The 4,181-nt window shown below is 63.7% G+C and carries 2 protein-coding genes; both read right to left on the reverse strand.

Annotated elements, in window-relative coordinates:
- Window positions 1-3,140, reverse strand: a 3,140-nt coding sequence (locus tag EOA22_RS26100) for a transglutaminase family protein (RefSeq protein WP_164755823.1), incomplete at its 3' end; no start/stop codon positions are given.
- Window positions 3,141-3,252: 112 nt separating this feature from the next.
- A partial coding sequence (locus EOA22_RS26105; RefSeq protein ID WP_127390314.1) for an acyl-CoA dehydrogenase family protein occupies window positions 3,253-4,181 on the reverse strand: 929 nt, incomplete at its 5' end.

Here is a 4,181-nt window from a genome sequence, read left to right on the forward strand (position 1 = left end):
CGGTCATAGATGTCGAAGACCAGCGGCGTGTTGACGGGCAGCGCCGGATGCAGGCCCGATGCCGGCTGCCAGGCCTTGAAGCGCACGCCTGCCACCGCCACTTCGCGATTCTCAGTGACCTTCATCGGCACGATGCGGCCGTTGCAGACGACTGCGTGGCGCTCCGGGTTCAGCCCTTCGGTCTTGACCTGCAGCCGTTCGACCGAGGAATCGACGAAGCGCACGGTGCCGCCGATCGCGCCTTGCTCGCCCATCACATGCCACGGCTCCAGCGCCTGGCGCAGTTCCAGCTTGATGCCGGCATGCTGAACCTCGCCGCAGAACGGGAAGCGGAATTCGAGCTGGGCGTCGAACCATTCGGGACGGAACTCAAAACCGTTGAGCTTGAGGTCGTCGAGCACGTCGAGGAAATCGGCCCAGACATGATGCGGCAGCATGAAGCGGTCATGCAGCGATGTGCCCCAACGCACGAAACGGCCGTCGAGCGGGCTCTTCCAGGCACGGGCAATGATGGCGCGGACCAAAAGTTGCTGCGCGAGGCTCATGCGCGCATTGGGCGGCATCTCGAAGCCGCGGAATTCGACCAGCCCCAGCCGGCCGGTCGGTCCGTCGGGCGAGAACAGCTTGTCGATGCAGATTTCCGAACGATGCGTATTCCCGGTGACGTCGGTCAACAAATTGCGGAACAGCCGGTCGACCAGCCATGGCAAGGGTGCGTTGCCCTGGTCTGGATGCGGCACCTGCGCCATAGCGATCTCAAGCTCGTAGAGCGAGTCGTGACGCGCTTCGTCGAAGCGTGGCGCCTGGCTGGTCGGCCCGATGAACAGGCCGGAGAACAGGTAGGACAGCGACGGATGGCGCTGCCATTGCAGCACCAGGCTCTTCAGCAGGTCCGGCCTTCGCAGGAACGGGCTGTCATTGGGTGTCGCACCGCCGACCACGACATGGTTGCCGCCGCCGGTGCCGGTGTGGCGGCCATCGATCATGAACTTGTCTGCGCCAAGCCGTGTCTGCCGCGCCTCCTCGTAGATCGCCGTCGTCGTCGCCACGCAATCCTGCCAGTTGGATGCAGGATGGATGTTGACCTCGATGACGCCTGGGTCAGGCGCGACGCGGATGACGTTGAGGCGCGGATCGTGCGGCGGGCCATAGCCTTCGATGTGCACGGGAAGGCCTATCGCCTTCGCCGCGTTCTCGGCCGCCGCGACCAGTTCGAGATAGTCTTCCAGCGCCTCGACCGGCGGCATGAACACGCAAAGCCGCCCATCACGCGGTTCGACCGAAAGTGCGGTGCGCACCGCGCCGCCGATCTCGGTGATCTCCTGCTCGACCCGCTCCTGCTGGCCGGTCGCAGCGGTGAACGATGCCGCCTGCTGGCGGCGCGCCATCTCGTCGGCGCCTTCCAGTTCGGCTGGAGCCGGTCCGGCCAGTATGGCTTCACGCGCGGGCAGCGGGCCGCGTGGCAGTGACGGATCGACCGGCACGATATAAGGGAATTGCTCCGGCGGCACATAGGGCAACGTGCCGAGCGGCAGCCGGTAGCCGACCGGTGAATCGCCTGGCACCAGGAACAGCCGGCCACGCCGCGTCTTCCATTTTTCCGAACGCCAGCGCGGATCCGATGCCTGGCTGTTCCAGCGCTGGACGGGGAGCACATAGCCGGACGGTTTGGTCAGCCCGCGTTCGAACACTTTCGCCATGCGGCTGCGTTCTTCCGGATCCTCCAGCCTAGAGTTGGACGGATCGACATTGTCGGGCAGCTTGCCTTCCTTGAGCAGCCATTCGGCCGGATCCTCATAGGCTTCGCTGACCATGGCTTTGTCGATGCCGAGTTCGCCGGCAATCGCGGTGAGCAGGCTTTCGGCCTGCTTCGGGCCGATGTCGGCCTCGCTCTTTTCGCGTGCGATCAGCGACGGATCGCTCCACACCGGCTGGCCGTCGGCACGCCAGTAGAGCGAAAAGGTCCAGCGCGGCAGGCTTTCGCCCGGATACCATTTGCCCTGGCCGTAATGGAGAAAGCCGCCCAGCGCAAAGCGCTCGCGCAGTTTACGGATCAGTTCGTCGGCCTTTTCGCGCTTGGTGGGACCGACGGCGGCGGTGTTCCATTCGGCCGACTCGAAATCGTCGATCGACACGAAAGTCGGCTCGCCGCCCATGGTGAGCCGCACGTCGCCGGCGGCAAGTGCTTTATCGACCTTGTTGCCCAGAGCGTCGAGCGCCTGCCAGCTTTCGTCCGAAAATGGCTTGGTGATGCGCGGATGTTCGGCGATGCGGTCGACCCGCATCTCGAAGCCGAATTCGACATTGGCGAAGCTCGCCATGCCGGAAATCGGGGCCGCGTTGCGGAAATGCGGCGTGGCGGCCAGCGGCACATGGCTCTCGCCGGTGAGCAGGCCCGAGGTCGGATCGAAGCCGATCCAGCCGGCGCCGGGAAGATAGACCTCGCACCACGCATGCAGATCGGTGAAGTCGACGGCGGTTCCGGCTGGACCGTCCAGCGCCACCAGATCGGGCTTCAACTGGACCAGATAGCCGGAAACGAAGCGCGCCGCGATGCCGAGATTGCGCAGGATCTGCACCAGCAGCCAGCTCGAATCCCGGCACGATCCCTTTTTCGCGGCCAAGGTCTCTTCCGGCGAGAACACACCGGTTTCCATGCGCACGATATAGGCGATCTCGCGCTGCAGCCGCGCGTTGAGATCGACCAGGAAATTGACGGTGTTGGCAGCGCTGCGATCGATGGTCTTCAGCAGCGCCGACAGCAGCGGTCCCGCCGGCTCCGGAGTGCGATAGATGGCGAGATCGTCGCGTATCTCTTCCGGATACTCGAACGGAAACGCCTCGGCCGACGGCTCGACGAAGAAATCGAACGGATTGTAGACCGTCATGTCGGCGACGAGGTCAACCTCGATCTTCAACTCCGTCACCGGCTCCGGAAAGACGAAGCGGGCGAGGAAATTGCCGTAAGGATCCTGCTGCAGATTGACGAAGTGGTTCGCCGGCTCGACCTTGAGCGAATGGCTCAGCACCTTGGTACGGGAATGCGGCGCCGGCTGCAGCCGGATGATCTGGGGCCCGAGAACCACCGGCCGGTCGTATTTGTAATGGGTCAGGTGGTAGACGGCTGCCAGAATTGCCATGGGGCCCCGGAATTCAGCGTTTCAAACGATTTCGCTGAACCCTGACACATCTGGCGGCCATTCTCCAAGCAGAGATGTTGCGGTGCACCTAATTTAAGCAACGGTTACCGGCTCAGAAAAATGCCTGCAACCCCGTCTGCGCCCTTCCCAGGATCAGCGCATGCACGTCATGCGTGCCTTCATAGGTGTTGACCGTCTCCAGGTTCTGCGCGTGGCGCATGACGTGGTAGCCGATCTGGATGCCGTTGCCGCCATGCATGTCGCGGGCCTGGCGGGCGATGTCCAGCGCCTTGCCGCAATTGTTGCGCTTGACGATCGAGATCATTTCCGGCGCCATCTTACCTTCATCCAGCAGCCGCCCGACGCGCAAGGACGCCTGCAATCCCAACGCAATTTCGGTCTGCATGTCGGCAAGCTTCTTCTGGTAGAGTTGCGTGCCGGCCAGCGGCTTGCCGAACTGCTTGCGGTCGAGACCGTATTGGCGGGCGCGGTGCCAGCAATCCTCGGCGGCGCCCATCGAGCCCCAGGAAATGCCGAAGCGAGCCCGGTTGAGGCATCCGAACGGTCCGCCAAGGCCCTTTGCGTTGGGCAGCAGCGCGTCCTCGCCGACCTCGACGCCTTCCATCACCACTTCGCCGGTGATCGACGCCCGCAGCGACAGCTTGCCGCCGATCTTCGGCGCCGAAAGCCCTTTCATGCCCTTTTCCAGCACGAAGCCACGGATCTCGTCCTTGCCGTTCTCCCCCTTCAGCTTCGCCCAGACGACGAACACATCGGCGACGGGCGCGTTGGAAATCCACATCTTCGAACCGGACAGCTTGTAGCCGTTGGCGGTCTTCTCGGCGCGCGTCTTCATACCGCCCGGGTCGGAGCCTGCATCCGGCTCGGTCAGGCCGAAACAGCCGATCCACTCGCCGCTGGCGAGCTTGGGCAGGTACTTCTTGCGCTGTTCGTCCGAGCCATAGGCATAGATCGGATACATCACCAGCGACGACTGCACTGACATCATCGACCGATAGCCGGAATCGACGCGCTCTACTT

The organism is Mesorhizobium sp. M7A.F.Ca.US.014.04.1.1 (genome assembly GCF_003998745.1).
Lineage (GTDB): Bacteria > Pseudomonadota > Alphaproteobacteria > Rhizobiales > Rhizobiaceae > Mesorhizobium > Mesorhizobium ciceri.